The organism is Sphingopyxis sp. H073 (genome assembly GCF_001468395.1).
GTDB lineage: Bacteria > Pseudomonadota > Alphaproteobacteria > Sphingomonadales > Sphingomonadaceae > Sphingopyxis.
Window position 1 is genome coordinate 205,850 of record NZ_LNSG01000002.1, and the last position, 25,831, is coordinate 231,680.

A 25,831-nucleotide genomic window follows, 5' to 3' on the forward strand; every position below is an offset into this window, starting at 1 on the left:
CTGCCATGGTCGTTAACGCTTTGTTGACCATAAGCCGCAAACTTGGGCCCCGAGGTCTCCGTGGGGTGGAGACGACAGGGGGTTATCATGGCGAACAGTCTGAAGTCTGCCCAATATCTGATCGAAAGCCGGCTGCTCGATGCGGCGCGCGGCGACGCCAATGCCTATTTCGACCTCGGGATCGCCTTCTCGACCGGCAGCGGCGGGGTCGATGTCGACCTGATCCAGGCGCATAAATGGTTCAACCTTGCCGCGCTTGGCGGCAGCCGCGAAGGCCAGCAGTGCCGCGCCGACGTGTCGAGCGAAATGAGCCGCGACGAAATCGCCGAGGCGCAGCGCCAGGCGCGCGCCTGGCTCGACGAAACGGCCCGCCGTCCCGCTGCCCGCCGCTTCGCGGCGTAATTTTCTGCTCACGCGGATGCGGCACCAGCCCGCTCCCCCACCCGGCCTTCCAATAGCATATCCTGAAATGGGAGGCCGGGTGGGGGAGCGGGCTGGTGCCGTTCTGATAAAGTCAGGTCGAGCGCTTGAACGGCGTGTGCCCTTCGAGCCATTCCATTTCGGCTTCCTCGGCGCGGCGTTCCTGTTCGAGGTAATCCGCGACCGCACGGCGAAAGCCGGGATCGGCAATGAAATGCGCCGACCAGGTCGCGACGGGGCCGTAGCCACGCGCGAGCTTGTGCCCGCCCTGCGCGCCCGCCTCGACCCGCGCGAGTCCGCGGGCGATCGCGATATCGATCGCGCGATAATAGCATAATTCGAAATGCAGATAGGGGATGTCGCGGACACAGCCCCAGTAACGGCCGTAAAGCGTATCGGCGCCGACGAAATGCATGGCTCCCGCGACCGGCGCGTCGCCGTCATAGGCGATCGACAGGATAATCCGGTTGGCCATCCGCGCGCCGAGCAGGTCGAACGCCGCGCGCGTGAGGTACGGGTGGCCCCATTTGCGGGCGCCAGTATCCTGGTAAAAGGCCCACATCGCCTCCCAATGCTCGGGGCGGATCGCATCGCCCGTCAAATCCTCGATACGCAGACCGTGCGACGCCCGCGCGCGTTCCTTGCGGAGCTGTTTACGCTTCTGCGAGGTCAGCGTGGCGAGAAAGTCGTCGAAGCTGCCATAGCCCGCATTGGCAAAATGAAACTGGATATCGCGCCGGACCAGCCAGCCCGCTTGCTCGAAGATCGGCATCTGTTCGGGCGCGACGAAGGTCGCATGCGCCGACGACAGTCCGTTCTGGCGCACGACCGCCTCGGCGCCGCGGATCAGCAGCAGCGCGGTTTCGTGGTCCTGTGCCAGCAGACGCGGGCCGGGAACGGGGGTGAAGGGCGCGGCAATCTGCAATTTCGGATAATAATCGCCGCCCGCGCGCGCCCACGCGTCGGCCCAGGCATGGTCGAAGACATATTCGCCCTGACTGTGCGACTTGAGATAGGCGGGCGCGGCGCCAACCAGTGTGCGCGCCGCATCCTCGACAAGAATCGGCGCGGCCTGCCAGCCGGTGCCGGGTCCGACGCTGCCCGATTCTTCGAGCAGCGCCAGGAAAGCATGGCTGACAAACGGATTGCCCCCGCCCGCCAGCGCATCCCAAGCCGCCGCGTCGACTGCGGCGACGCCGGTGCCGAGCGAGATGGTCCGGGCTGGCGGGTCGGCTTCGGCCACCGGAGCCTTATGCCGGTTTCACAGCGACGATCGCGTCGACCTCGACCGCCGCGCCGAGCGGCAGCACCGCGACACCGACCGCGCTGCGCGCATGGCGGCCGGCCTCGCCGAACACCGACTCCATCAGTTCCGAAGCACCGTTCGCAACCTTGGGCTGTGCGGTAAAGCCGGGATCGCTGTTCACGAACACGCCCAGCTTGACGATCTTTTCGACGCGCGACCAGTCGCCGCCGACGGCGTTGCCGATCTGCGCCACCAGCATCAGTGCGCAGCGGCGCGCGGCGTCATAACCCGTCGCCTCGTCCATGTCGGCGCCGAGGCGGCCGGTCACGACCTGCCCGTCGCGGAACGGAAGCTGGCCCGAGATATGGAGCAGCCCGCCTCGCTCGACGACGGGGACATAGGCGGCGACCGGCGCGGCCGGCTTCGGCAGTTCGAGGCCGAGTTCGGCGAGCTTGGCGATAACGTCGGACATGTCGGTTCCTTTATACCAGTTCGGGATCGGGCGCCGGGATATTCTCGGCAAGCCGCGCCAATATCCACTCCAGCGCCGCCGTCCAGCCATCAATCCTTGCATGCGCGTGGCGGGCGGGGGGAACCTTGTCCGCAATCGCGGGCTCGCCGACCATATGCAGCCGCCAGACCTGCGGCGCCTCGACCGCGACCGACTTGTGATGATTGGCGAGGTCGTCGATGAAGATCGCAACGCCCGGCTCGCGCTCGTCGATCAGGCGCCGCACCGGCTCGCCCTTGCCGCCGCGGCTGCCGATCACCGGCGCGGCGAGGCCCAGCGCCGCGAGCTGGTCGGCGCGCGTCTGCTGATGGTCGGGGCCGACATTGGTCAGGACGACGATGTCGGCGTGCTCGGCGATCGCCGCCATCGCCTCGAGCGCCCCGGGGATCGGCGTCTGGCGCCCCATTTCGGTGCGAAAAAAGCCGTCGAGCAGCGGCCAGACCTCGGCCGCCTCCAGGGGCGTCCCGCACTCCTTGCGCTTCAGCGCGTTGGCGAAGCTCGTGTCCTCCATGCGAAAGATCACGCCATGCTCTTCGTCGACCCACTGCGCGAAGGGGACGACCATGTGCATGAGCACCTCGTCGCAATCGGTAATGACGAGCGGGCGGGTCATGCGTCCATCCTCTGGTTTCCATCGAGCCGCTCAGCGGCGGCCGCAAGCGCTTCGGGTTTGACGTCAAGCGCCGCGGCGCAGGCGATCAGATCGGCCTCATAGGCGATGAGGAAGGACAGGATCGCAGCAAGCGTCGCGCGGTCTCCGAGCGAGGCGCGCAGGCCGTCGGGATCGAGCCCGGTCATCGCGAGCAGCCGTTCGGCGCGCGGCTCGTCACTCACTATCCAGCCAAGCGCCTGGAGCGCGAGCGCCGCGTCGTCTTCGAACAAGCCAAATTTCCCTTCCACGCGAGGCAATTGAGTCGCGCGGCCGATTCGCCTAAACCGGCTGCGGGTACAAGGTGGGGAACGGAAGAGACATGGGCAAGACCATCCTGGTCGTCGAGGATAATGAGCTGAACCTCCGCCTGTTCTGCGACCTGCTCAACGCCCATGGCTACAGCGCGCATCCGGTGCGCGACGGGCGCGATGCGCTGGAAAGGGCGCGCGAGGTATCGCCCGACCTCATCATCATGGACATCCAGTTGCCGCATGTCTCGGGGCTCGAGCTGATCGAACAGATGAAGGCCGACCTGACCTTGCGCGCGGTGCCGATCATGGCGGTCACCGCCTATGCGGGGAAGGGCGACGAGGAGCAGATCAAGGCCGCGGGCGCCGAGGCCTACGTGTCCAAGCCGATTTCGGTGATCAAGTTCATCGAAAGCGTGGGGGCGTTTGCCTGAGCGACCGGTTTCGACCGAAACAAGCCGTCGCCCCCGCGCAGGCGGGGGCCGCTGTCGGTTTACGCGGCCGCGCAGGAATAGGCGGCTAGCGGCCCCCGCCTGCGCGGGGGCGACGTTGTTGATACGACCGCTTCCCACCCCAAAGCTGACGTTTCCCGCATGCACGAAAAAGGGCGGCACGGGCCGCCCTTCTGTATCACCTCGATCCCCGCCGAAGCGGGGATGACGCATTTCCACCCGCGCGCTTTCAGCGCATGGGGAAATGCATCACTTGATCTTGGCTTCCTTGAATTCGACGTGCTTGCGCGCACGCGGGTCGTATTTGCGCACCGACATCTTTTCGGTCATCGTGCGCGGATTCTTCTTGGTGACATAGAAAAAGCCCGTGTCGGCGGTGCTCACCAGCTTGATCTTGACGGTCGTCGGCTTGGCCATGGCCCTGTTCCTCGAAAACTTGGCACATTCCCCGGAACGTCCGGCAAATGTGGCGGGACTGGGGGCCCCGGCGGTTGCGGTGAAAAACAAAGAGGGCCGCGCGTCGGGCGCCGCCCCCATTTATCCGCGGGCCATTGGCGGGATTCGGGCTCCATGTCAAGCAAAAGGAAGGGCGGACGGCATCGCGCCGCCCGCCCAGAAGGGGTTCGGCCGCGCCCTCAGGCGCCCTTGATCTCGAAGCGGACGGTCATCACCTGCCAGCTTTCTTCGGGCACGCCGCCACGCGTCGCCGGCTTGAAACGCCATTTGGCGAGCGCGCGCCGCTTCGTCTCCTCGAAGAAGCCGGGGCTGTCGGTGCTGACCAGCTCGACCGCCTTCACGCGCCCGTCGGTGCCGATCAGCACGCGGACGCGAACCGCGCCCTCGACCTCGCGGCGCTGCTCGCTCGCCGGATAGTCGGGCTGGAACCCCGCCGCATAGCGCGGATCGAGCTTTGCAAGCACCAGCGGCGGCGGAGCCGGTGGATCGGCGGGACGCGCGGGCGGACCCGGATCATAGGGCAGCGGGTCGGGGACGAAGGGCTTTACCTCCGCGCCGAGATCGGTCCGGGGACCAAGGTCGACGAGCGGCTTCACCGCCTCGCGCACCGAATGGCTCTTCGGCGTCGGCGAGGTTTCGGGCCGCTTGTCCGGAGGCGGATCGACCGGCTTCTCGATCTTGATCAGCGTGCCGGTCAGCGGCGAAAGCACGGGCTTGGGCTTGACGATCATCGGCGACAGCGCAACCGCGACGACGAGCACGACAGGCAAGCCCACCGCCAGCGCGGCCGCAAGCGGACGATGCGCCGCGCCGGGGTCGTAACTGTCGCGCCGCAGCGACGAACCGCCCTCCGGCGCGGTGATCGCCTCGGGGGCCGCGACGATTGCGGATATCAGGGGAATCAGGGTCATGGCACCTCTCCTTGCCTCAAGGAGACCCGGCCCCGCCCGCGTCGACCGCTGCTGTCGGCCAAGTCCGATTGTGTGATATTATAACATCACTATATTTGTCAATCGGAATGATCGGCAAGGCGTACCGCTGTCTCGTGGAGGACGATCAGGCGGCCGCGAGGCGTGCCGCCGCCTGATCCTTGGCGATCAGCGGCAACAGTTCGGCCATGTCGGGACCATGGTCGCGGCCGGTCAGCGCGCGGCGGAGCGGCAGGAAAAGCGCGCGGCCCTTGGCGCCCGTCGCCTCTTTAACCGCCGCGGTGAGCGCGTGCCAGGGGTCGGCCGTCCAGTCGATGCCCGGCGCGGCGGCGGCGGCGGCGGCGAGCACCGGCCGGTCGGCATCCTCGGGCGCGGGCGGCGCGAACGGCCCGTCGAACACCGCCACCCAGTCGGCCGCCTCGGCGACGGTCATCAGGTTCGGGCGAATCGCGTGCCAGCGTGCCTCGGTGATCGCGGCGGGGAGGCGCGACGCGACCGCGGCATGGTCGGTGTGGTGCAGTATCTTCTGGTTGAGCAATGCCAACTCGCCCTCGTCGAAACGCGCCGGCGCGCGGCCGAAGCGCGCAAAGTCGATGCTTTCGATCAGCGGCGCGGGCGACGTCACCGGCTCGATCGGATCGCTGGTACCCAGCCGGGCGAGCAGCGCGACGAGCGCGATCGGCTCGATCCCATCCTTACGCAGGCTTGCCATCCCGAGCGAGCCCAGCCGCTTCGACAATTTGCCCTCGGTCCCGACGAGCAGCGCCTCGTGCGCAAATTGCGGCGGCGTCGCGCCCAGAGCCTCGAACATCTGGATCTGCGCCGCGGTGTTCGACACATGGTCCTCGCCGCGCACGACATGGGTGATCCCCATCGCGATATCGTCGATCACGCTCGGGAGCAGGTAAAGCCAGCTGCCGTCGGCGCGGCGCACGACGGGGTCGGACATATTCGCCGGTTCAAAATGCTGAGGACCGCGAACCATATCGGTCCACTCGATCGACGCATCATGATCGAGCCTGAAACGCCAGTGCGGGGCGACACCCTCGGGCACCGGCGCATCGGCGGGCTTGCGCTCATAGACCGGCGGCAGCCCGCGCGAGAGCAGTATCTTGCGGCGAATATCGAGTTCCTCGGGCGTCTCGTAACAGGCATAGACGCGCCCCGCAGCCTTCAGTTTCCCGAACTCGGCCTCGTACAACGCAAAGCGCGCCGACTGCCGCTCCTCGCCATCGATATCGAGCCCCAGCCACGCAAGATCGGCGCGGATGGCGCCCACATATTCCTCTTTCGACCGCTCGAGATCGGTGTCGTCGATGCGCAGCAGAAATCGCCCGCCATGCTTGCGCGCCCACAGCCAGTTGTGGATCGCGGTGCGGACATTGCCGACATGCAGGCTGCCGGTCGGCGAAGGGGCGAAACGGGTCGTGACGGTCATGGGCGCGCCTATAACCCCTTTTGCGCGTGAAGCGAGTCAGGCCGTCCGGAACCCGTGCGTGATCGGATAGCGGCGGTCGCGCCCGAAGTTGCGCGTCGACAGCTTCACCCCCGGCGGCGCCTGGCGGCGCTTGTACTCGGCGATCGAGAGCAGGCGCTCGATTCGCGCCACCGCGTCGCGATCGAAACCATAGCGCGCCACGACATCGTCGACGCTCGCCTCCTCCTCGACGAGCATGTGGAGCATCCGGTCGAGGTCCACGTAGGGCGGCAGGCTGTCCTCGTCCTTCTGGTCGGGACGCAGCTCCGCGCTCGGCGGCTTGGTGATGATACGCGCGGGCATCACCGGGAACACCGGGTTGCGCGAAAGGCGCGGGACATGCGCGTTGCGCCACCTGGCCACCGCGAACACCGTCGTCTTGTACGCGTCCTTCAGCGGATTATAGCCGCCCGCCATGTCGCCATAGATCGTCGCATAACCAACGCTCATCTCGCTCTTGTTGCCCGTCGTCATCAGCATCGGGCCGAACTTGTTGCTGAGCGCCATCAAGGTGACGCCGCGGATGCGCGACTGGACATTTTCCTCGGTCGTATCGACATTTTCATCGGCGAAACTGTCGGCGAGCATGACGTCGAACGCCTCGACCGCGGGGACGATCGGGATGGTGTCGAGCCGGCAACCGATCATCTCCGCGCAGCCGCGCGCATCGTCGAGGCTTTCCTGGCTGGTGAAGCGGCTCGGCAACATCACGCACCAGACCTTGTCGGGGCCCAGCGCATCGGCGGCGATCGCGGCGCAGATCGCCGAATCGATCCCGCCCGACAGGCCGAGCACGACGCCGGGGAAGCGGTTGCGCGTCACATAGTCACGCAAGGACAGCACCATCGCATTGTAGATATCGGCCGGATGCGCGTCCCACTCGGCGATCGCGCCGGGCTCGCAGCGCCACCCGTCCGCACTCCTGGTCCATTGCGTGACGCGCTCCTCGGCCTCCCAATCGGTCAGGCGGTGCGCGGTGCCGCCATCGCCATCGAGGACGAAGGAGCAACCGTCGAACACCAGCTCGTCCTGCCCGCCGATGCGGTTGAGGAAGATCAGCGGCAGGTTCGTCTCGGCCACGCGCGTGCCGAACACCTGGGTCAGGCGGCGGTCGTCCTTGTCGATCTCATATGGGCTGCCGTTCACCGAGATCAGGATTTCGGCCCCCTGCGCCGCGAGATGCCCGCAAACGGTTGGAAACCACCCATCCTCGCAGATCGGCAGACCCAGCTTGACGCCGCGCCATTCGACGACGTCGGGAAGCGGACCGGGCGCGAAGACGCGCTTTTCGTCGAAGGTGCCGTAATTCGGCAGCTCATACTTGCGCCGCGTCGCGACGATCCGCCCTTCGTCGAGCAGGGCGACCATATTGTAGAGCTGGCCCTCTTCATCGCGCTCGACCGAACCGACGAGCATCGCCGGCCCGCCGTCGGCGGTCTCCGCCGCGAGTTCGGCCAGCAACACCGCGGCGCGCTCGGCGAGCGCGGGCTTGAGCACCAGATCCTCCGGCGGATAGCCGATCAGTTGCAGCTCGGGGTAGAGGATCAGGTCGGCCCCACCGTGCCGCGCGCGCACCTCGCGCATCGCGGCGGCGTTGGCGGCGAGATCGCCGACCGACTGGGTCATCTGCGACAGGACGATAGAGAGATGCTCGGTCATGCCCAGCGGTTTAGGCGCTGCCGCCCCGAATTCAACACCGGACCGCGTGGTGACGGTCTCGGGGTCAGGCTCCAGCCCCTCGTCACCCCGGATCAAGTCGGGGGTGACGACGAAAGATCTGCCTGCTGTCCGCCCAAGGCTGCGGCCTCGCGAGCGCCCGGCACGCCGATGGCTTTAACCCCTTCCCCTATCGGCCTCCGCTGGCTAAGGGGCGCGCATTCCCCATCGCGAAAAAGGGCCACCACACCCCATGAAACTCATCTCCGGCAACAGCAACCTGCCGCTGGCCCGCGCGATCGCCGATTATCTCGAGCTGCCGCTGACCGACACCAGCGTCCGCCGCTTCGCCGACGAGGAAGTGTTCGTCGAGATCCACGAGAATGTGCGCGGGCAGGATGTCTTCGTCGTCCAGCCGACGAACTTCCCCGCGAACGACAATCTGATGGAGCTGCTGATCATCACCGACGCGCTCCGCCGCGCCTCGGCGAAGCGCATCACCGCGGTCGTCCCCTATTTCGGCTACGCCCGTCAGGACCGCAAACCCGGCCCGCGCACCCCGATCTCGGCCAAACTCGTCGCGAACCTGATCACCACCTCGGGCGCCGACCGCGTCCTTGCGATCGACCTGCACGCCGGCCAGATCCAGGGCTTCTTCGACATCCCGACCGACAATCTTTACGCCGCGCCGGTGATGAGCGCCGATATCCAGGCGCGCTTCGGCGACAAGAATCTGATGGTCGTCTCGCCCGACGTCGGCGGCGTGGTCCGCGCACGCGCGCTGGCGAAGCGCCTCGACAACGCGCCGCTGGCGATCGTCGACAAGCGCCGCGAGCGCGCCGGCGAATCGGAGGTGATGAACATCATCGGCGACGTGAAGGGCCGCTTCTGCATCCTGATCGACGACATCGTCGATTCGGCGGGCACGCTCTGCAACGCCGCCGCCGCGCTGAAGGCTGCGGGCGCCGAGGGCGTCGTCGCTTATTGTACCCACGGCGTGCTGTCGGGCGGCGCGGTCGCCCGCGTCGACGCGAGCGAACTCACCGAGCTGGTCATCACCGATTCGATCCAGCCGACCGACGCGGTCAACGACAGTTCCAAGGTCCGTGCCCTGACCGTCGCGCCGCTGCTCGGCGAAGCGATCAAGCGCATCGCCGACGAATCGTCGGTGTCGAGCCTCTTCGATTGACCCGCGAATGACGACGGGCCGTCTCGTCGATCTGAGCCACGTCGTCGAACATGGCACCATCACTTACAAGGGTCTGCCCGCGCCCGTCATCTGCGACTATCTGTCGCGCGAAGAATCGCGGGCGCTCTATGCCGAGGGGACCGAATTCCATATCGGCCGCATCGATATGGTCGCGAACACCGGCACCTATATCGACACGCCCTTCCATCGATATGCCGACGGGACCGACCTGTCGGGCCTCGCGCTCGAGGCGCTTGCGGGCGTACCGGGAACGCTGGTCGATGCCACCGGCGTGACCGGACGCGCCATCGGCCCATCGCTGTTCGGCCGCCACGAAATTCGCGGCCGCGCCGTCCTTGTCCGCACCGGCTGGGACCGCCATTGGGGCAGCGATTCCTATTTCGAAGGCCATCCCTTTCTCACGCGTGACGCTGCGGAATATCTGCGCGACCAGGGCGCCACGCTCGTCGGCATCGATTCGCACAATATCGACGACAACAGCGGCGGCGAGCGTCCGGTCCACACGGTGTTGCTCGGCGCCGGCATCCAGATCGTCGAGCATATGACGGGGCTCGAACAGCTACCGCCGACGGGGTTCCGCTTCTATGCCGTGCCCCCCAAGATTCGCGGGATGGGCACCTTTCCCGTGCGTGCGCACGCCGCGATCGACTGATATGGCGGAGCGGTCATCCTTTGTGCAGGTGACACCCTTTCTCGGCGTCGCCGCGATCGAACCCGCGCTCGCCTTCTATCGCGACCTGCTCGGCTTCACCGTCCATGTCGATGATGGCGGCTATGCCTATGTCGAGCGCGAGCGCATCGGCCTTCGCCTCCTTGCGCTCGACGCGGGCGCGCTCAACCCGCCCGGCTGTTCGCACATCTATATCGACGTCCGCGACGTCGAAGCGTTGTTCGCAGACTATGAGCCACAGCTCGCCGCACTGCCGGTGGAGCGCTGGGGCGCTCCCAAAACGCACCCCTATGGCCAGCGCGAGTTCTGGGTGCGCGACCCCGACGGCAATCTGATCACGTTCGGCGAAGGTGTTGGCGACAACGCCGCGCAATGGGATTATCGCGGCTGACATGAGCCTCGAATCCGACATCGCCCTCGCGCATCGCCTCGCCGATGCTGCCGGCGCCGCCATCCGTCCCCTTTTCCGCGCGGCATTCACGCACGAAGCGAAGGCCGATGCCTCTCCCGTCACCGAGGCCGACCGCGCCGCCGAGGCCGCGATGCGCCGGCTGCTCGATGCCGAGGCGCCGCGCGATGGCATCATCGGCGAGGAATATGGCGCCGAACGCGCCGAAGCCGCGCGCCAATGGGTGCTCGACCCGATCGACGGCACGGTCAGCTTCATGGCCGGGCGGCCGATCTTTGGCACGCTGATCGCGCTGTTGCAGGACGGCTGGCCCATCCTCGGCATAATCGACCAGCCAATTTCCGGCGAACGCTGGGTCGGCGCGATGGGGCAGCCGACCTTGTTCAACGGAAAGCCGGCGGCGACGCGCACCTGCCGCAACCTCGCCGACGCGGTGCTGGCGACGACCGGCCCGCAATATTTTACCGACCATGATGGCGAGCATTTCATGGCGCTCGCCGCGAAGACCTCGCACAAGCGCATGGTCTTCGGCGGCGACTGTTATAATTACGGCCTGCTCGCGAGTGGTCATATCGACATTGTCGCCGAGGCGGGGCTGAAGCTCCACGACTATGCCGCGCTCGTCCCCGTCGTCGAGGGCGCGGGCGGGACGATGTGCGACTGGAATGGCGAACCGCTCAACGCCGACAGCCCGGGCCATGTCATCGCGCTCGGCGATCCGGCGCGGCTCGAGGATGTGATCGAGGGCCTCGCCTGCCGTCATTGACCGCCTCGGCGCTTGCATTTCGGCGCGAATCCGTCTAGGCGCGCGCCTTCGCACGATAGACAAGCGGACCTGCCTGGCGACAAGGGCTGCCAGGGCCGGTCGATATCGTCGCTAACCAAGGAGACGAAAATGCCCAAGCTGAAGACCAAGAGCGGTGTGAAGAAGCGCTTCAAATTCACCGCCTCGGGCAAGGTGAAGCACGGCGTTGCCGGCAAGCGCCACCGCCTGATTTCGCACAATAGCAAGTATATCCGTACCAACCGCGGCACCAGCGTGCTCAGCGATGCGGATACGGCCCACGTGCGCCTCTGGGCGCCCTACGGCCTGAAGTAAGGAGCGCTAGACCATGTCACGCATCAAACGCGGCACGACCACGCGCGCCAAGCACAACCGGATCCTGGAACAGGCGAAGGGCTATTATGGCCGGCGCAAGAACACGATCCGCGTCGCGCGCCAGGCCGTCGAAAAGGCCGGCCAATACGCCTATCGCGACCGCAAGGCGAAGAAGCGCAGCTTCCGCGGCCTGTGGATCCAGCGCATCAACGCCGCCGTTCGCGCCGAAGGCCTCACCTATTCGCAGTTCATGCACGGCGTGAAGCTCGCCGGGATCGAACTCGACCGGAAGGTCATGGCCGACCTTGCGATGAACGAAGGCGGCGTGTTCGCCGCGATCATCGCTCAGGCGAAGGCGGCGCTGCCCAAGGCGGCTTAAGCCTCTGAGCTATTGCTAAAGCAAAAGGGCGGTCCCGACGGGGCCGCCCTTTTTCGTGATCGCAAAACAGGAACGGCGCGAAGGTTTCCCCTCACGCCGTTCCGACAATGGCTCCAGTGGAAAACCATCGCCCCCCTCCCTCCGTGCCGAATAGCCGTGGGTCGCAGAAAGCTGCCGGCCGGCGGAAGTGTCCCTATGGCGCGACATATGCCGTCGTGCAGGACACAAAAATTGTAAGAACACGACACGACCTGCGCCTAGGCTGTTGTTTTTTTTCGCACGCGTCCGCAAGGGTGACGTCATGACCGTGGGAAAATCCGCAAGCGGGCCCGACGCGGGCGTGCGCGTGCTGACGCGCTTCTTCCCTGTCTCCGAAGCGCTGCGCCCCTATTGCAGCATCATCTACCTGACCGAGGTCGAAGCGCCGCCAGGCGTGCGGGTCGAGGATTATCTCCATCCCGAATGGGCAAACCTGCGCTTCATCGAGGGCGAGCCCTCGCTCGCGGCGGTCGGCGACGCCGAACCGGTGCCCGCGCCGCGCTTCGTCGTCACCGGCCCGACCAGCAAGGCGACCTATTTCGCGGCCGGCACGATGCGTGTGTGGGGAATCGGCATCCTGCCCGCCGGCTGGGCCAAATTATTCGCGCTTCCTGCCGCGGATTTCGCCGACCGGTTCGTCGACGGGGCGGTTCATCCGGCCTTCGCCGCCTGCGTACCCCTCGTCGCCAAATTGCGGCAGGCGAACGACGTCGAGGCGGCGGCGCGGATGATCGACGATCATGTCGCGGAATTGCTTGCCGGCGCCCCGCGCGACGACCCGGCGATCCTCGCTGCGCATACCGCGCTGGTCCAGGACGAACTGACAAGCGTTGCCGAACTCGCCGAAAAGCTGGGCATGTCCGAACGCTCGGTCGAGCGACTCTCGCGCCGTGCCTTCGGCTTCCCGCCCAAGCTGCTGCTCCGTCGCCAGCGCTTTCTGCGCAGCCTCGCGCGTTTCATGCTCGACCCCTCGATGAGCTGGATCGCGACGCTCGACTATCAATATTATGATCAGGCGCAATTCACCCGCGATTTCCGGCGCTTCATGGGAATGAGCCCGCGCGCCTATGCCGCGCGGCCAAAACCGATCCTGGGTGCGGCGGCGCTGGCCCGCGCCGCCGCGGCAGGCGAGGCGGTGCAGGGGCTCCACAAACCGGCCGGATAGCGCCGCTTTTCGGCCAACAGACTTGACCCGCGCCGCCCGTTCGGTGCAAGCGGCGGGCAACGGACGCGCGGGAAGCCGCCGGTTCCTCGACAAAGCAGAAACAACAGGCCGGCAGCGGCATCGCGCCGGAACAGGACGAACAACGATGAGCGAGACACAGGCCCTGCAGGCGAAGCTGGTGGGCGATATCGAGGCTGCCGCCGATCTCGACGCGGTCGAGGCGCTGCGCGTCGCCGCGCTCGGCAAGGCAGGCAGCGTGACCGGCCTCTTGAAGACCCTCGGCGGGATGACCCCCGAGGAACGGCAGGTTGAGGGGCCGAAAATCCACGCCCTGCGCGAAGCCGTTGCCGAGGCGATCGCCACGCGCAGGGCGACGCTCGAAAGCGCGGCGCTCGAGGCGAAGCTTGCCGCCGAACGCCTCGACATGACGCTCCCTGCCGCCGACGCGCCGAAGGGCAGCGTCCACCCGGTGAGCCAGGTGATGGACGAACTCGCCGAGATCTTCGCCGACATGGGTTTTGCAGTCGCGACCGGACCCGAGATCGAGGACGACTGGCGCAATTTCACCGCGCTTAACATCCCCGAGACGCACCCCGCGCGCGCGATGCACGACACCTTCTATTTCCCCGACAAGGATGCCGAAGGCCGCGCGATGTTGCTGCGCACGCACACGTCGCCGGTTCAGATCCGTACGATGATGAGCGAGGAGCCGCCGATCCGCATCATCGCCCCGGGCCGCGTCTATCGCAGCGACAGCGACGCGACGCATACGCCGATGTTCCATCAGGTCGAGGGGCTCGTGATCGACCGCGGCATTCATATGGGGCACCTCAAATGGACGCTTGAAACCTTCCTCAAGGCCTTTTTCGAGCGCGACGACATCGTGCTGCGTCTGCGGCCCTCCTACTTCCCCTTCACCGAGCCCTCGGCCGAGGTCGACGTCGGCTACAGGCAGGAAAAGGGCCGCCGCATCGTCGGCGGCCATGGCGACGATGAGGGTCATGCGTGGATGGAGCTGCTGGGCAGCGGCATGGTCAACCGCCGCGTGATCGCCAATTGCGGGCTCGATCCCGATGTCTGGCAGGGCTTCGCCTTCGGGGTCGGCGTCGACCGGTTGGCGATGCTGAAATATGGCATGGATGACCTTCGCGCGTTCTTCGACGGCGACCTTCGCTGGCTGTCGCATTACGGGTTCGGCGCTCTGAGCGTGCCCACGCTGAGCGGAGGGATTTCGGCATGAAGATCACCCTCGATTGGCTCCGCGAGCATCTCGACGGCGACTACACCGCCGCCGATGTTGTCGCGACCCTCAACCGCATCGGCCTCGAGGTCGAAGGCGTCGAGAACCCGGCCGAGAAACTCGCCGGTTTCCGCGTCGCGAAGGTGCTGACCGCCGAAAAGCATCCGCAGGCCGACAAGCTGCAGGTGCTGACCGTCGACACCGGCGAGGGCGTGTTGCAGGTCGTCTGCGGCGCGCCGAACGCGCGCGCCGGCCTGGTCGGCGTGCTCGGCCTGCCCGGCGCGGTCGTGCCGGTGAACGGCATGGAACTGAAGGTCGCCGCGGTGCGCGGCGTCGAATCGAACGGCATGATGTGTTCGACGCGCGAGCTCGAACTCGGTGATGACCATGACGGGATCATCGAGCTTCCCGCCGATGCGCCGATCGGAACGCCCTTTGCCGATTATAGCGGTGCGGGTGATCCGGTGATCGACATTTCGATCACCCCGAACCGGCAGGATTGCATGGGCGTGCGCGGGATCGCGCGCGACCTCGCCGCCGCCGGGCTGGGCACGCTGAAGCCGCTCGCGATTCCCGCGATCGAAGGCGCGGGTGCGCCCGCGACCGAGATCCGGACCGACGATCCCGAAGCCTGCCCCGCCTTCTACGGCCGCACCATCGCCGGCGTCGACAACCGCGTCGCGACCCCCGAATGGATGCGCCGCCGTCTCGAGGCGATCGGCCAGCGCTCGATCTCGGCGCTCGTCGACATCAGCAATTATGTGATGTTCGACCTCGGCCGCCCGAGCCATATCTACGACCGCGCGAAGCTTCACGGCGCGCTGGTCGCCCGGCGCGCCAGGGATGGCGAAACCGTCACCGCGCTGAACGGCAAGGACTACGCCCTCGACGACACGATGACCGTGATCGCCGACGAGCGCGAAGTCCACGACATCGCGGGCATCATGGGCGGCGAGCATTCGGGCTGCAGCGAGGAAACGACCGACGTCCTGATCGAGATCGCTTACTTCACGCCCGAGCGCATCGCGCTCACCGGACAAGCGCTCGGCCTGACGAGCGATGCGCGCAGCCGTTTCGAGCGCGGGGTCGATCCGGCCTTCCTCGACGAAGGCACCGCGATCGTTACGCGCTATGTGCTCGACATCTGCGGCGGCACGCCCTCGGCGGTGACGCGCGCGGGCACGCCGCCGGTCGAGACGAAGACCGTCGCCTATGACCCGTCGCTGTCGGCGACGCTCGGCGGAATCGCGATCGAACCCGCGACGCAGCGCGCGATCCTCGAATCCCTGGGCTTTGGCGTGGCCGAGGGCGATCCGTGGACGATCACGGTTCCGAGCTGGCGGCGCGATGTCGATGCCGCGCCCGACATCGTCGAGGAAGTCACGCGCATCACCGGCTTCGACGCGATCGCGTCGGCGCCGCTGCCGCGGACGGACGGCGTCGCGAAGCCGACCGCTACCGCCGAGCAGCTCGTCGAGCGCCGCCTGCGCCGCAGCGCCGCAGCCGCGGGCTTCCACGAGGCGGTGACCTGGTCATTCATCAGCGAGCGCGAGGCCGCGCCCTTCGGCGGCGGCACCTGGAGCCTTGCGAACCCGATCAGCGAAGACCTCAAGGTCATGCGTCCGTCGCTGCTTCCCGGCCTGCTCGCCGCCGCCGCGCGCAACCAGAATCGCGGCGCCGACAGCATCCGCCTGTTCGAGATCGGGCGCCGCTATATCGGCACGAGCGAACATCCGACGCTGGGCGTGCTGATGGTCGGCGACAAGACGCCGCGCGGCTGGCAGAACGGCAAGGCCGCGCCCTTCGACGCGTTCGACGCGAAAGCGGCCGCGCTCGCGCTGCTCGACGCCGCGGGCGCGCCCGCCGACCGGTTGCAGGTGATGGAGGCCGTCGCCGAATCCGGCATCTGGCATCCCGGCCAGTCGGCGACGCTGCGGCTTGGGCCCAAGGCCGTGCTCGCCGAATTCGGCGCGCTGCATCCGTCGCTGACGAAGCATTTCGACGTCGACGGTCCGGCGATGGCGGTGCAGATCTTCCTCGACGCGATCCCGGCGAGGCGCGCGAGCGGCCCCGCCCGCGCTGCCTTTACCCCGCCCGCGCTGCAATCGGTGCGCCGCGACTTCGCCTTCCTCGCGCCCGAAAGCTTGGCGGCGGGCGACCTCGTCCGCGCGATCCGCAGTGCGGACAAGGTGGCGATCGTCGATGTGCGGCTTTTCGACCGCTTTGCCGGGACCGGCGTCCCCGAAGGCCAGGTGAGCCTGGCGGTCGAGGTCGAGCTGCAGCCGGTGGACAACAGCTTCACCGACGCTGAATTGAGAGCGATCGCCGACAAGGTGGTCGCCTCGGCAGCGAAGGTTGGGGCGGTGCTGCGCGGATAGCGGCCCTGGGTCGGCGGAGATCGAAGGGAGAGTTTGAGATATGGACACCCGCCACCTTGTCGACCGCGAGATCGCGCCGCTGATCGACCTGTTTCCGCGCGTCGATCTTAATTCGGCACCAATCGCGGACATTCGCGCCAAGGCGGCCGAGACCTATGCGATCCTGCCGCCGCCGGTGATCGTGCCCGAGGAATTATACGCGCCGTCGGTCCATGGCGGGCCCGATATCCCCGTCTATCTCTTCCGTCCCGAAACGATCCGCGCCGATGCGGGGGCGATCCTGCATATCCATGGCGGCGGGATGGTCATGGGGTCGGTCAAACAGATGCCGGCGGGCCCGGCGATGCTCGCGGCGACGGCGGGCGTGCCCGTCGTCTCGGTCGAATATCGCCTCGCCCCCGAAAATCCGTTCCCGGCGCCGCAGCAGGATTGCCACTCGGCGTTGACCTGGCTCGCGGGACAAGCCGAAACCATCGGCTTCGAAGCGGGCAAAATCATCGTTGCGGGCGAAAGCGCGGGTGGCGGGCTGGCGGCGGCGCTGGCGATCATGGCGCGCGACCTTGGCGGGCCGGCCATCGCGGGGCAACTGCTCACCTATCCGATGCTCGATCACCGTACCGGCAGCGACGCCTGCCCTTACAAAAATCCGAACACGGGCGAGTTCATCTGGACGCGCGAGAGCAACCGTTTCGGCTGGCGCGCGCTACAGGGCGATTACCAGATCGACGACGCCCGGCGCGGCTGGTTTTCGCCGAGCCTCGCCGCCGACCTGTCGAATCTGCCGCCCGCCTATATCGCGACGGGCAGCCTCGATCTCTTCTTCGACGAGAATCTGGACTATGCGCGCCGCCTGACCGCGGCGGGCGTATCGGCCGAGCTGCACAGCTATGCCGGCGCGATCCACGCCTTCAACGCGATCCCCGATGCCGCACTCAGCCAGCGATTCAATGCCGGACTGCTGGCCGCAGCGGCGGCAATGACCGCCTAAGCCGCCACCGCTTCCTCGCTCCGGCTCGCGGCGGCTTCGAGCATCCGCTTCTCAAGGCTTTTGACGCGCGCGGCGCTGTCGATCTTGTCGCCGATCAGGTCGGTCACGTAAAAAGTGTCGACCGCGCGCTCGCCATAGGTCGCCACATGCGCCGAGTGCACCGTCACCTTCGACTGGAAGAGCGCGTAGGCGAGCTGGTTCAGCAGCGCCGGGCGGTCCTGCGCATTGACCTCGATCACCGTGAAGCGGTTCGACGCCTTGTTGTCGACGAAGACGCTGGGGGCGACGCGGAAGGCCTCGGCGCGGGTGCGCGGCAGCGCGCGCGCTTCGAGTTTCGGAAGCAATTTCTGGCGGTTGGCGAGCGCATCCTCGATCGCCCGCGTCAGCCGGCCGATCTGTCCCTCCTCGGCGAACGGGCGGCCGAGCGGATCCTGGACGAGGAAATTGTCGAGCGCCAGACCGTCGCGCGTCGTGTGGATGCGCGCGTCGATGATGTTGCCGCCGGCGAGGTGGATGCCCCCCGCCATGCGATAGAAGAGCCCCGGATGGTCGGCGGCGAGCACCATGACCAGGGTCGCGCCGCGATCCTCGTCGGGCACCGCCGCGATGTGGAGCGGCGCGTCGCCGGCGGCCTGGATATGGCGAAGATTGGCGGCGATCACCTCGACCGGTTCGGCGATCCAATAGCTTTCGGGCAGGCGCTTGACGAGTTTGGCGAACGCCTTCTCGTCGTCGCCCAGCAGATCGGCGACCGCCTCCTTCTTCGCCTCGATCCGCGACTCGCGCCCGCGCTGCTTGTGCCCGAGGCGCAGCACTTCCTCGGCCGCGTCGTACAGTTCGGTAAGAAGTTGGCGCTTCCAGCTGTTCCAGACGCCGGGGCCGACCGCGCGAATATCGACGACGGTGAGGACGAGCAGCAGGCGCAGACGCTCGGGGCTTTGCACGACCTGTGCGAAATCGAGGATCGTCTTGAAGTCGGCAAGGTCGCGCTTGAACGCCGTCGCCGACATCAGCAGGTGATAGCGCACCAGCCACGACACCGTCTCGGTCTCGGCGGCGCTCAGCCCCAGTCGCGGGCAGACGCGCAGCGCAAGCTCGGCGCCGAGCACGCTATGGTCGCCGCCGCGCCCCTTGGCGATATCGTGGAGCAGCACCGCGACATAGAGCACGCGCCGCGAATGGATCTGGTCGAGGATCGCGGTCGAAAGCGGATGATCGTCGGCGAGCCGCCCCTGCTCGATATCGGCGAGCAGCCCGATCGCGCGGATCGTATGCTCGTCGACGGTATAGTGATGATACATGTCGAACTGCATCTGCGCGACGACACGGCCGAAATCGGGCACGAAACGGCCGAACACCCCGGCCTCGTTCATCCAGCGCAGCACCGTTTCGGGATCGCGGGGCGAGGTCAGCACGTCGAGGAACAACTCGTTCGCGCGGGGGTTGCGGCGGATCGCCTTGGTTTCGATCAGCTTCGCGTCGTGGCGCGCCTGCCGCATCGCCTGCGGATGGATTTCGAGGCCATGCTTGTCGGCGAGCGCGAAAATCTCGACCAGCCGCACCGGATCCGCTTGAAAGAAATCGTCCGACGGCAGCGCGAGCCGACCGCGGTCGAGGACGAAGCCGTGGAGCTTGCCCGGCCGCCGCCGCAGGGTCGGCAGGAAGCGCCGCCCGCGCGCCGCCATCTGCTCGTCGAGATGCGCAAGGAAGGTGCCGGTGACGTCGCCGACCGCCTTCGCATGGATGAAATAGAGCTGCATGAAGCGCTCGACCGCGCTTTTGCCGGGACGCTCGGCGAAGTTCATCCTCTGCGCAATCTCGCGCTGGAAGTCGAAGGTCAGCCGATCCTCCGCCCGCCCGGCGAGGATGTGGAGGTGGCAGCGCACCGCGAGCAGGAAATTCTCGGCGCGTTCGAACTGCCTGAGCTCGCGGCTCGTCAGCAGCCCCGCGTCGACTAGCTCGGGCACCGTGCGCACGCGGTGGATGAACTTGCCGATCCAGAACAGCGTGTGGAGATCGCGCAGCCCCCCCTTCCCTTCCTTCACATTGGGTTCGACGACATAGCGCGAATCGCCCATGCGCTTGTGGCGTTCGTCGCGTTCGGCAAGCTTTTCGGCGACGAACGCGCGCGCGTTGCCCGCGACGACCTCGGCGTCGAAGCGCGCGCTCGCCTGATCGTAAAGCTCGCGGTCGCCCCAGATGAAACGCGCTTCGAGCAGCGCGGTACGGATCGTCAGATCGTCCTTCGCGGCGCGGATCATCTCGTCGAGCGAGCGCGAGCTGTGACCGACCTTCAGCCCCAGATCCCAGAGCGTGTACAGTTGCGCCTCGATCACCTGCTCGGTCCAGCTCGTCTGCTTGAACGGCGTCAGGAAGCCGATGTCGATGTCGCTGAACGGCGCCATTTCGCCGCGGCCATAGCCGCCGACCGCGATCAGCGTGATGCGCTCGCCCGCCGAGCGATTGCCCGAGGGATAGAGATGGCCGACGGTGAAGTCGTGGCTGAGGCGGACGATCTGGTCGATCAGGAAGGCGGTAGCATTCGCCGCGACGCGCCCCGACGAGGGGCGGGCGAGCAGCCGCCGGTTGATCTCCGCGCGTCCCTCTTCGAGCGCGGTCTTGAGCAGCGCTACCATCGCCGCGCGGCGCTTGCCGGTATCGCTCGTTTCGCCCGCGATCTCGCCGAGCCGGTCGGACAACGCGCGCCGATCGATGATCGCGCGGCGGCCCTCAAGATTGTCGAAGATGTCGCTCATCGCTCGTCCGCCACGATCTGCTTCAGCCGGTAGAGCGCATCGAGCGCCTCGCGCGGCGCGAGTGTGTCGGGTTCGATGCCCGCGAGGGCGTCGCGGAGCGCGTCCTTCGCGGCGGCGGGCGCTTCCGCCAGCGTCGCGGCGAACAGCGGCAAGTCGTCGAGCCCCGCGGCGAGCCCGCCGGTCTTCTCGCGCCCCGCTTCGAGTTTCGCGAGCACCGCCTCGGCGCGCTTGACGACACCCGCAGGAACGCCGGCAAGCCGCGCGACGGCAAGGCCGTAGCTGCGGTCGGCGGGCCCTTCAGCAACTTCGTGGAGCAGCACCAGATCGCCCTGCCACTCGCGCGCGCGGACATGGTGGAGCGAGAGCGCGTTCAGCGTCTCGGCGAGGCGCGTGAGCTCGTGATAGTGCGTCGCGAAGAGGCAGCGGCACTTGTTGACCTCATGCACCGCCTCGACCACCGACCAGGCGAGCGCGAGCCCGTCATAGGTCGAGGTGCCGCGCCCGACCTCGTCGAGGATGACGAAGCTCTGCGGCGTCGCCTGCGCGAGAATCGCTGCGGTTTCGACCATCTCGACCATGAAGGTCGAACGCCCGCGCGCGAGATTGTCGCTCGCGCCGACACGGCTGAACAGCCGGTCGACGAGCCCGAGCCTCGCCGACGCGGCGGGGACGAAACCACCCGCCTGGGCGAGCACGACGATCAGGGCATTCTGGCGGAGAAAGGTCGATTTGCCGCCCATGTTCGGGCCGGTCACGAGCCACAGCCGGTCGGCTTCGCAAAGCGAGACATCGTTGGGGACGAAACGCTCGCCCGCCTTCGCCAGCGCAGCCTCGACCACCGGGTGGCGCCCGCCTGAGACATCGAGGCACGGCGTGTCGGCAAGGTCGGGGCGGCACCAGTTGTGGCTCATCGCATGATCGGCGAGCGCGGCGGCGACGTCGATACGCGCGAGGACGTCGCAGCTCGCTGCAATCGCTTCGCGGCGGGAAACAGCGGCTTCGGTGAGGGCTTCGAGATGCGCGGCCTCGGCGGCAATGGCGTGGACACCCGCCTGGGTGACGCGGCTCGCGGCTTCGTGAAGGTCAGACGAGTTGAAGCGCACGACACCTGCGAGCGTCTGGCGGTGGGTGAAGCCCGATTCGGGCGCCATCAGCGCGTCGGCGTGCTTCGCGGGCACCTCGACATGATAGCCGAGCACGCCATTGTGGCGGATCTTCAAGGAGGCGATGCCGGTACGGTCGCGATACTGCGCTTCGAGTGCGGCAATCGCCTTGCGGCCGTCGCGCGCGGTTTCGCGCAGCGCGTCGAGCGCGGCGTCATAGCCCTCGGCGACATAACCGCCCTGCGCGGCATCGACCGGCGGGGTTTCGATCAGCGCGCGCGTCAGTTCGTCGACGAGTGCGCCATGACCGTCGAGGCCCGGAAGCAGCCGCGCAAGCAAGGGCGGCAGGTCGGGGCGGCGGGCAAGCCGCTCGCGCAAGAGTCGCGCGCCGCCCAGCGCATCGCGAAGCTGTGCGAGGTCGCGCGGCCCGCCGCGCCCCGCGACGAGGCGGCCGAGCGCACGCCCGGCGTCGGGCAGCGCGCGCAGGGCGGCGCGAAGCTCGCCGCGCCAGAGTGCATCGCGGGCAAAGCCATCGACGAGGTCGAGCCGGTCGAGGATCGCCGCTTTGTCGGTCAGCGGACTCGCCAGATCGTCGGCGAGGAGCCGCGCCCCCGCGGCGGTAACGGTGCGGTCGATCGTGCCGAGCAAGCTGCCGTCGCGCCCGCCCGCCATCGTGCGGACGAGTTCGAGGCTTTCGCGTGTCGCGGCGTCGATCGCCATGCGGCCCGACGCCTGATGCTTCAGCGGCGGCTGGAGGAAGATCGGCTGGCCGGTCGCGACATGATCGAGATAGGCGACGAGCGCGCCCATCGCGGCAAGCTCGCCGCGGCCAAACTGGCCGAAGCCGTCGAGCGTCTGGACGCCGAAGAAGTTTTCGAGGCGCTTTTGCGCGGTGGTGCTCGAAAAATCGGATTGCGGACGCCGCACGACCTGCCGCGCGACCCATTCGGGCATATCGTCGGCGCTTTCGCTAACGAGCAGCTCCGACGGCGCGAGCCGCGCGAGTTCGGCGTCGACCTGTTCGGGGCGCACCGCAACGACCTCGAACCGTCCGGTCGAGATATCGGCGGCGGCGATCGCGACCTCGCCCTCGCTCCCGACCTGCGCGAGGGCGGCGAGGCGGTTCGCGCTGCGGCCTTCGAGCAGCGCCTCCTCGGTCAGCGTCCCCGCGGTCACGAAACGCACGATGTCGCGCGCAACGAGCGCCTTCGATCCGCCGCGCGCCTTGGCCTCGGCGGGCGTTTCGACCTGCTCGGCTATGGCGACGCGGTGGCCCGCCTTGATCAGCCGCGCGAGATAGGATTCGGCCGAATGGACGGGCACGCCGCACATCGGCACCGGCTCGCCGCCATGTTCGCCGCGCGAGGTCAGCGCGATGTCGAGCGTCGAAGAAGCCGCCTTCGCATCGTCGAAAAACAGCTCGAAGAAATCGCCCATGCGGTAGAAGAGCAGGCAGTCGCCCGCCTTCGCCTTCAGCGACCAATATTGCGCCATCATCGGCGTCGCCGCGGGATGGGCGGCGGGTGCGGCGTTGCTGTTGGCGGCGGTGCGGGCGGTGGCGGACATCGCACCCTGCTTAGTGATTGGGGGCAGCAAGGCAAGGCGCGGGTCGCGAATGGCGGCTTTGGGGTGGATTCCAGACATTCGTCACCCCGGACTTGATCCGGGGTCCACGACTTCAACGCCGCGATGGATCCCGGATCAAGTCCGGGATGACGAAGAAAGGAATATCCTCCCTGCGGCGCAGCCGTGGGGAGGGGGACCGTCGCCGCAGGCGATGGTGGAGGGGCCGCAACCTCGCGTCATTTGCCCCTCCGTCAGCGCTTCGCACTGCCACCTCCCCATGGCTTCGCCACGGGGAGGAACCAAACGGCAACCTTCGGTCGCTCCCAGTCGTTCGCAACCCTTGCGCCTGGACGCCACCCGAGTTTGCAACATTGCCGGTTACAATTCGCCCCGGTGGCGCTAGGGGAATCGGAAACGGGCGCGCGGTCTGGAAACACGAAACAGGGGACAAGGAATGGACAGCGGCAGCAAGGTGCAGTTTTCGGATCGTGAGGCCCTGCTCTACCACTCATATGGTCGGCCCGGTAAGATCGAGATCGTCGCCTCGAAACCGATGGCGACGCAGCGCGACCTTTCGCTCGCCTATTCGCCCGGCGTCGCGGTGCCCGTGCTCGCAATCGCCGAGGATCCGGGGAGCGCCTATGACTATACGGTCAAGGGGAACCTCGTCGCCGTCATCTCGAACGGCACCGCGATCCTCGGCCTCGGCAATCTGGGCGCGCTAGCCTCGAAGCCGGTGATGGAGGGCAAGGCCGTCCTGTTCAAGCGCTTCGCCGACGTCGATTCGATCGACCTCGAAGTCGCCACCGAAGATCCGCAGCGCTTCATCGAGGCGGTCGAACTGCTCGAGCCGAGCTTCGGCGGCATCAACCTCGAGGATATCGCGGCGCCGAACTGCTTCATCATCGAAGCGGCGCTGAAAGAGAAGATGAACATTCCGGTGTTCCATGACGACCAGCATGGCACCGCGATCATCACCGCCGCCGGCCTGATCAACGCCTGCCACCTGACCGGGCGCGACCTGTCGACGGTCAAGGTCGTCGTCAACGGCGCCGGCGCGGCGGCGATCGCCTGCACGGCGCTGATCAAGGCGCTGGGCGTGCGGCACGAAAATGTGATCATGTGCGACCGCAAGGGCACCATCTATCAGGGCCGCACCGAGGGCATGGACCAGTGGAAGTCGGCGCACGCGGTGCCCACCGAAGCGCGCAACCTGACCGAGGCGCTGAAGGGCGCCGACGTCTTCCTCGGCCTGTCGGCCGCCGGCGCGCTGAAGCCCGAGATGGTCAAGGACATGGCGCCCGCGCCGATCATCTTCGCGATGGCGAATCCCGACCCCGAAATCTCTCCGCCCGATGCGCGCGCGGCGCGCCCCGACGCGATCATCGCGACGGGCCGTTCGGATTTCCCGAACCAGGTCAACAACGTCCTCTGCTTCCCCTTCATCTTCCGCGGCGCGCTCGACGTGCGGGCAACCGCGATCAACGAGGAGATGAAGATCGCCGCCGCCTATGCCATCGCCGACCTTGCGCGCCAGCAGGTGCCGGAAGAAGTGGCCGCAGCCTATGGCGGGCGCGCGTCGAGCTTCGGCCCCGAATATATCATCCCCTCGCCCTTCGACCCGCGCCTGATGGAAATCGTCCCTGCCGCGGTCGCCAAGGCGGCGATGGACACCGGCGTCGCGCAGCGGCCGATCGCCGATATGGAGGAATATCGCACCCAGCTGCGCGCGCGGCTCAACCCGACGACATCGGTGCTGACGCTCGCCTATGAGGCGGCGCGCGCCAATCCGAAGCGCATCGTTTTTGCCGAGGGCGAAGAGGAAGTGGTGCTGCGCGCGGCGATCCAGTTCCGCGACGGCGGCTATGGCATTCCGGTGCTCGTCGGACGCGAAGGGCTACACGACAAGCTGCGCGCGATGGGCGTGCCCGACGCCGAGAGTTTCGAGGTCCACAACAGCGTCAATTCGCCGCACGTCCCGCAGATGGTCGACATGCTCTACGAACGGCTGCAGCGGCGCGGATACCTCCGCCGCGACGTGGAGCGCATGGTCAACCGCGACCGCAACATCTTCGGCTCGCTTCTGCTCCAGCTCGGCCTCGCCGATGCGATGATCACCGGCACGACGCGCACCTATTCGCAGTCGATGCGCGAGGTGCGGCGCGTGATCGACCACGCCGAAGGCAAGACGCCGTTCGGCATCCACGTCCTCGTCGACCAGCATCACACCATCTTCATGGCCGACACGACGGTCAACGAGCGCCCGAGCGCCGAGATGCTTGCCGACATCGCCGAGCGTACCGCGCACGTCGCGCGGCGGATGGGGCATGAACCGCGCGTCGCCTTTCTCTCCTATTCGACCTTCGGCAACCCGCCGGGCTCGTGGCTCGACAATATCCGCGAGGCCGTCTGCATCCTCGACGAACGCAATCCCGGCTTCGAATATGAAGGCGAAATGGCGCCCGACGTCGCGCTCAACCTGCGCGCGATGAAGAACTATCCCTTCTGCCGTCTGTCAGGCCCGGCGAACGTCCTCGTCATGCCGGGGCTGCAGTCGGCGAACCTGTCGGCGAAGCTGCTGCGCGAACTTGGCGGCGGTGCAGTGATCGGCCCGATGCTGATCGGGATGGAAAAGCCGGTGCAGGTCGCGACGATGTCGTCGACCGCGTCGGACCTCGTCACCCTCGCCGTTCTGGCGGCGGGCGGTATCGCGCAGTAAAAGAAAGGCGGCGGTCGTCGGGGAGACGCCGCCGCTGTTGCAATCCGCCCGGCAAAGGCCGCC

General features: G+C 67.3%; 23 protein-coding genes. 13 read left to right on the plus strand and 10 right to left on the minus strand.

The window, feature by feature from the left end:
* Nucleotides 1-87: 87 nt before the first annotated feature.
* Entirely contained in the window at nt 88-402 is a 315-nt protein-coding gene (locus ATE64_RS03910) for a hypothetical protein (protein ID WP_058457490.1), read from the plus strand.
* Between the two features lie 112 nt (nt 403-514).
* On the opposite strand, the gene ATE64_RS03915 is transcribed toward ATE64_RS03910, so the two are convergent.
* The 4 genes from ATE64_RS03915 to ATE64_RS03930 are packed head-to-tail and all read right to left on the minus strand — an operon-like array spanning nt 515 to nt 3,059.
* Nucleotides 515-1,663 carry a GNAT family N-acetyltransferase gene (locus ATE64_RS03915; RefSeq protein ID WP_058457489.1) on the minus strand — a complete coding sequence of 383 codons (1,149 nt, stop codon included), beginning with the start codon at nt 1,661-1,663 and terminating at the stop codon, nt 515-517.
* Between the two features lie 7 nt (nt 1,664-1,670).
* The gene (locus ATE64_RS03920) at nt 1,671-2,138 is read right to left on the minus strand and encodes a RidA family protein (RefSeq protein WP_058457488.1); all 468 of its coding nucleotides are present in this window, start codon (nt 2,136-2,138) and stop codon (nt 1,671-1,673) included.
* 10 nt (nt 2,139-2,148) lie between these two features.
* Nucleotides 2,149-2,790: a hypothetical protein gene (locus ATE64_RS03925; RefSeq protein WP_058457487.1), complete on the minus strand. Its 642-nt coding sequence runs from the start codon at nt 2,788-2,790 to the stop codon at nt 2,149-2,151.
* A complete protein-coding gene (locus ATE64_RS03930) occupies nt 2,787-3,059 on the minus strand; it encodes a DUF3572 family protein (protein ID WP_082657710.1) in 273 nt (90 codons plus the stop codon). The genes ATE64_RS03925 and ATE64_RS03930 overlap by 4 nt, the downstream gene beginning before the upstream one ends.
* A gap of 89 nt (nt 3,060-3,148) precedes the next feature.
* Between ATE64_RS03930 and ATE64_RS03935 the strand changes: the two genes are divergently transcribed.
* Nucleotides 3,149-3,511: a response regulator gene (locus tag ATE64_RS03935; protein WP_058800147.1), complete on the plus strand. Its 363-nt coding sequence runs from the start codon at nt 3,149-3,151 to the stop codon at nt 3,509-3,511.
* 267 nt (nt 3,512-3,778) lie between these two features.
* Here the strand turns inward: ATE64_RS03935 and rpmG are convergent, their stop codons facing one another.
* From rpmG to ATE64_RS03955, 4 genes are all read right to left on the minus strand, one after another.
* Nucleotides 3,779-3,946, minus strand: coding sequence for a 50S ribosomal protein L33 (gene rpmG / locus ATE64_RS03940; RefSeq protein WP_003042331.1), 168 nt, complete (start codon nt 3,944-3,946; stop codon nt 3,779-3,781).
* Nucleotides 3,947-4,164: 218 nt separating this feature from the next.
* Complete coding sequence (locus tag ATE64_RS03945; RefSeq protein ID WP_058454381.1) at nt 4,165-4,896, minus strand: energy transducer TonB; 732 nt, start codon at nt 4,894-4,896, stop codon at nt 4,165-4,167.
* A gap of 145 nt (nt 4,897-5,041) precedes the next feature.
* Nucleotides 5,042-6,352 carry a glutamate--tRNA ligase gene (gene gltX / locus ATE64_RS03950; protein ID WP_058454380.1) on the minus strand — a complete coding sequence of 437 codons (1,311 nt, stop codon included), beginning with the start codon at nt 6,350-6,352 and terminating at the stop codon, nt 5,042-5,044.
* Nucleotides 6,353-6,388: 36 nt separating this feature from the next.
* Nucleotides 6,389-8,050 (minus strand): NAD+ synthase, encoded by a 1,662-nt coding sequence (locus ATE64_RS03955; protein ID WP_058454379.1) that lies wholly within the window; start codon nt 8,048-8,050, stop codon nt 6,389-6,391.
* A 250-nt stretch (nt 8,051-8,300) separates the two neighbouring features.
* On the opposite strand from ATE64_RS03955, the gene ATE64_RS03960 reads away from it, so the two are divergent.
* The 10 genes from ATE64_RS03960 (at nt 8,301) to ATE64_RS04005 (ending at nt 17,624) form a co-directional block, all read left to right on the plus strand.
* Nucleotides 8,301-9,236, plus strand: a complete 936-nt coding sequence (locus tag ATE64_RS03960) for a ribose-phosphate pyrophosphokinase (protein ID WP_058454378.1) — start codon at nt 8,301-8,303, stop codon at nt 9,234-9,236.
* A 7-nt stretch (nt 9,237-9,243) separates the two neighbouring features.
* Nucleotides 9,244-9,909, plus strand: a complete 666-nt coding sequence (locus tag ATE64_RS03965; RefSeq protein WP_058454377.1) for a cyclase family protein — start codon at nt 9,244-9,246, stop codon at nt 9,907-9,909.
* A gap of 22 nt (nt 9,910-9,931) precedes the next feature.
* Entirely contained in the window at nt 9,932-10,318 is a 387-nt protein-coding gene (locus ATE64_RS03970; protein ID WP_167541741.1) for a VOC family protein, read from the plus strand.
* A gap of 1 nt (nt 10,319) precedes the next feature.
* Entirely contained in the window at nt 10,320-11,102 is a 783-nt protein-coding gene (gene hisN / locus ATE64_RS03975) for a histidinol-phosphatase (protein ID WP_058454375.1), read from the plus strand.
* A 129-nt stretch (nt 11,103-11,231) separates the two neighbouring features.
* Nucleotides 11,232-11,435, plus strand: coding sequence for a 50S ribosomal protein L35 (gene rpmI, locus ATE64_RS03980; protein ID WP_058454374.1), 204 nt, complete (start codon nt 11,232-11,234; stop codon nt 11,433-11,435).
* Nucleotides 11,436-11,448: 13 nt separating this feature from the next.
* Complete coding sequence (rplT, locus tag ATE64_RS03985; protein ID WP_058454373.1) at nt 11,449-11,814, plus strand: 50S ribosomal protein L20; 366 nt, start codon at nt 11,449-11,451, stop codon at nt 11,812-11,814.
* Between the two features lie 301 nt (nt 11,815-12,115).
* Nucleotides 12,116-13,018, plus strand: coding sequence for a helix-turn-helix domain-containing protein (locus tag ATE64_RS03990; RefSeq protein WP_082657589.1), 903 nt, complete (start codon nt 12,116-12,118; stop codon nt 13,016-13,018).
* A 145-nt stretch (nt 13,019-13,163) separates the two neighbouring features.
* Nucleotides 13,164-14,258 (plus strand): phenylalanine--tRNA ligase subunit alpha, encoded by a 1,095-nt coding sequence (gene pheS / locus ATE64_RS03995; protein ID WP_058454372.1) that lies wholly within the window; start codon nt 13,164-13,166, stop codon nt 14,256-14,258.
* Nucleotides 14,255-16,636, plus strand: a complete 2,382-nt coding sequence (gene pheT, locus ATE64_RS04000) for a phenylalanine--tRNA ligase subunit beta (protein ID WP_058454371.1) — start codon at nt 14,255-14,257, stop codon at nt 16,634-16,636. Before pheS ends, pheT begins: the two co-directional genes overlap by 4 nt.
* A gap of 40 nt (nt 16,637-16,676) precedes the next feature.
* On the plus strand, nt 16,677-17,624 hold the full coding sequence (locus tag ATE64_RS04005) for an alpha/beta hydrolase (protein ID WP_058454370.1): 948 nt from the start codon (nt 16,677-16,679) through the stop codon (nt 17,622-17,624).
* Here the strand turns inward: ATE64_RS04005 and ATE64_RS04010 are convergent.
* Nucleotides 17,621-20,380, minus strand: coding sequence for a [protein-PII] uridylyltransferase (locus ATE64_RS04010; RefSeq protein WP_058454369.1), 2,760 nt, complete (start codon nt 20,378-20,380; stop codon nt 17,621-17,623). The two genes, ATE64_RS04005 and ATE64_RS04010, sit on opposite strands and share 4 nt — an antisense overlap.
* Complete coding sequence (gene mutS / locus ATE64_RS04015) at nt 20,377-22,980, minus strand: DNA mismatch repair protein MutS (RefSeq protein ID WP_058454423.1); 2,604 nt, start codon at nt 22,978-22,980, stop codon at nt 20,377-20,379. Before mutS ends, ATE64_RS04010 begins: the two co-directional genes overlap by 4 nt.
* 523 nt (nt 22,981-23,503) lie before the next feature.
* On the opposite strand from mutS, the gene ATE64_RS04020 reads away from it, so the two are divergent.
* Nucleotides 23,504-25,768, plus strand: coding sequence for an NADP-dependent malic enzyme (locus ATE64_RS04020; protein ID WP_058454368.1), 2,265 nt, complete (start codon nt 23,504-23,506; stop codon nt 25,766-25,768).
* Nucleotides 25,769-25,831 lie beyond the last annotated feature (63 nt).

Excerpts from the sequence above, each read along its gene's own strand:
- ATE64_RS03910 (WP_058457490.1), top strand. The coding sequence starts at position 88 with ATGGCGAACAGTCTGAAGTCTGCCCAATATCTGATCGAAAGCCGGCTG.
- ATE64_RS03920 (WP_058457488.1), bottom strand. The coding sequence starts at position 2,138 with ATGTCCGACGTTATCGCCAAGCTCGCCGAACTCGGCCTCGAACTGCCG.
- ATE64_RS03925 (WP_058457487.1), bottom strand. The coding sequence starts at position 2,790 with ATGACCCGCCCGCTCGTCATTACCGATTGCGACGAGGTGCTCATGCAC.
- ATE64_RS03935 (WP_058800147.1), top strand. The coding sequence starts at position 3,149 with ATGGGCAAGACCATCCTGGTCGTCGAGGATAATGAGCTGAACCTCCGC.
- rpmG (WP_003042331.1), bottom strand. The coding sequence starts at position 3,946 with ATGGCCAAGCCGACGACCGTCAAGATCAAGCTGGTGAGCACCGCCGAC.
- ATE64_RS03945 (WP_058454381.1), bottom strand. The coding sequence starts at position 4,896 with ATGACCCTGATTCCCCTGATATCCGCAATCGTCGCGGCCCCCGAGGCG.
- gltX (WP_058454380.1), bottom strand. The coding sequence starts at position 6,352 with ATGACCGTCACGACCCGTTTCGCCCCTTCGCCGACCGGCAGCCTGCAT.
- ATE64_RS03955 (WP_058454379.1), bottom strand. The coding sequence starts at position 8,050 with ATGACCGAGCATCTCTCTATCGTCCTGTCGCAGATGACCCAGTCGGTC.
- ATE64_RS03960 (WP_058454378.1), top strand. The coding sequence starts at position 8,301 with ATGAAACTCATCTCCGGCAACAGCAACCTGCCGCTGGCCCGCGCGATC.
- ATE64_RS03965 (WP_058454377.1), top strand. The coding sequence starts at position 9,244 with ATGACGACGGGCCGTCTCGTCGATCTGAGCCACGTCGTCGAACATGGC.
- hisN (WP_058454375.1), top strand. The coding sequence starts at position 10,320 with ATGAGCCTCGAATCCGACATCGCCCTCGCGCATCGCCTCGCCGATGCT.
- rpmI (WP_058454374.1), top strand. The coding sequence starts at position 11,232 with ATGCCCAAGCTGAAGACCAAGAGCGGTGTGAAGAAGCGCTTCAAATTC.
- rplT (WP_058454373.1), top strand. The coding sequence starts at position 11,449 with ATGTCACGCATCAAACGCGGCACGACCACGCGCGCCAAGCACAACCGG.
- ATE64_RS03990 (WP_082657589.1), top strand. The coding sequence starts at position 12,116 with ATGACCGTGGGAAAATCCGCAAGCGGGCCCGACGCGGGCGTGCGCGTG.
- pheS (WP_058454372.1), top strand. The coding sequence starts at position 13,164 with ATGAGCGAGACACAGGCCCTGCAGGCGAAGCTGGTGGGCGATATCGAG.
- pheT (WP_058454371.1), top strand. The coding sequence starts at position 14,255 with ATGAAGATCACCCTCGATTGGCTCCGCGAGCATCTCGACGGCGACTAC.
- ATE64_RS04005 (WP_058454370.1), top strand. The coding sequence starts at position 16,677 with ATGGACACCCGCCACCTTGTCGACCGCGAGATCGCGCCGCTGATCGAC.
- ATE64_RS04010 (WP_058454369.1), bottom strand. The coding sequence starts at position 20,380 with ATGAGCGACATCTTCGACAATCTTGAGGGCCGCCGCGCGATCATCGAT.
- mutS (WP_058454423.1), bottom strand. The coding sequence starts at position 22,980 with ATGATGGCGCAATATTGGTCGCTGAAGGCGAAGGCGGGCGACTGCCTG.
- ATE64_RS04020 (WP_058454368.1), top strand. The coding sequence starts at position 23,504 with ATGGACAGCGGCAGCAAGGTGCAGTTTTCGGATCGTGAGGCCCTGCTC.